This window comes from Arthrobacter sp. A2-55 (assembly GCF_025548615.1).
GTDB classification, from domain to species: domain Bacteria; phylum Actinomycetota; class Actinomycetes; order Actinomycetales; family Micrococcaceae; genus Specibacter; species Specibacter silviterrae.
Genome location: NZ_JAJLOZ010000141.1, coordinates 1 through 1,703 on the forward strand (window position 1 = coordinate 1; position 1,703 = coordinate 1,703).

Annotated in this window: 1 protein-coding gene; it reads right to left on the reverse strand. The window is 64.8% G+C overall.

Going from position 1 to position 1,703, the window contains the following annotated elements; translation table 11 throughout:
• Nucleotides 1-195 precede the first annotated feature (195 nt).
• Nucleotides 196-1,662, reverse strand: a complete 1,467-nt coding sequence (locus LPN03_RS20670; protein WP_165183813.1) for an IS1182 family transposase — start codon at nt 1,660-1,662, stop codon at nt 196-198.
• Nucleotides 1,663-1,703 lie beyond the last annotated feature (41 nt).

Consider the following 1,703-nt stretch of genomic DNA (forward strand, 5'->3'; position numbering starts at 1 on the left):
CTAGGTGCGTGGGTCGGTAGCGGTTTGAGGGGCGGGGTGGTGTCGTGACGGATTTCTTCACCCCGGGCCGGGCCTCCACCGGTTTGGGGTTCGTGGTGCCGGGGATGTCATTTCGGTCGCCTTCGGCTGGCCCGGGCGATACCTGACTGCCCCTGCAGGGGGTGTGGTGGCTGCTTTTTCTGGTTCCTTTCCCTCTCAGATTGCCTGGCTGGTCCGGTAGGTGTGGAGTTTGAGCAGGTTGTGGCAGCCGGCGAGCAGTTCCCACTCCCGTGCCGCTTTTTCCATCCCGCGCAGCAGCAGGTGCTTGCCCTGACGGGTGTGGATCTGTCCGAAGACCGGTTCCACGATGGCCTTGCGCCGGCCGTAAATCCTCTTGCCCTTCTTCGTCTTCAGTCTCCGGGCCATGCGCCCGGTCAAGGTGGCGTTTGCCGGGATCCGGCCCCTGGGCGATTCCGGAACCGGTGTGGCGTGCTTCATGCGCCGGGTGGAGATGAAGAACTCCGTCGCATGCTCCGCTTCCACGTCTTTGACGTGTTCGAGGTTGGCTGCCGAGCAGTACCCGGCATCGGCACTCCAGTTCTTGGGCATGGCCCCGGCCGTGTCCATGGTGCGCTGGATCATCGGTGCCAGTTGCTGGATGTCGACGGCAACATTGTTCAACAAGGTGGCGACGATGACCTGGTGATCGGCATCCACCACGGCCTGGCCGGTGTAGCAATAATGGTAGGAACCATCCGCGGTCTTCATGATCCGCGCGTCCGGGTCCGTGAAGTTCCGCTGCGCCGTGGGCTTGGGCTCCGCCTCCGCGGCAGCTTTGTTCCCGGCAGCGGTGATGTCATCGTCGTCATCGCCGCGTTTGCGGGCCTTCTCCTCAGCCAGCTGGCGGGCCTTGGCCGCGGCCTCCTTCTCCAGGCTGGCCCGGGCGGTCGCCATCGCCGCAGCCCGCCGTTCCCGGTTCGCCAGCTCCGCCGGGAGCTCGTCCCCGCGCTTGCCGGGACCAAAGCGGGCGTCCTCGTCCGCGTCGACGGTCTTCGCCTCCTCCATCAGGGCACTGATTTCCTCCGCCAACACTTTCTGCTTAGCCGTCAGCCGGGCGTAGGACATGGCCTTGTGCCGGGACGCGTTCGCCCGCACCTTCGTCCCGTCCAGGGCAACCCTGCCCAGGGACACCATGCCCGCGGCCTGACACAACTCCAACGCCTGAAGGAACACGTTGGCCAGGGCGGCCAGGTGACGTTCGCGAAAGCGGGCGATCGAGCGGAAGTCCGGTCCCTGCTGGGCTGCCAGCCACCGAAACGCGACCACATCCGTACACGCCCGCTCCACCTCCCGCGAGGAACGCACCCCGACGCAGTACCCGTAGAACACGATCCGCAACATCAAGCGCGGATCATACGGCGGCTGGCCCTTGGCCTTCGCATAGGACTTATAGAACCGGGTCAAGTCCAGCTCATGGTCCACCAGCTCGGCAATGAAACGGGCCAGATGGCCCTCCGGCAGCCACTCATCCAGCGACGGCGGGACCAGCATCACCGCATCAGGCTCAAACGCCCTGAACCGTTTGTTCACGCCGCCGTTGGCATCCACCCGGCCATCATCAACGACCCCCATACGCGGGGCCGCTGATTCATCAAAAAGGCCGTCCTGGGCACCAATATCCATACCCCAATTCTCCCAGCCACCCACCAAAATCCGGGTTAATC

What these genes read in the sequence shown, in the direction of transcription:
- LPN03_RS20670 (WP_165183813.1), bottom strand. Translation starts at nt 1,662, where the DNA reads ATGGATATTGGTGCCCAGGACGGCCTTTTTGATGAATCAGCGGCCCCG.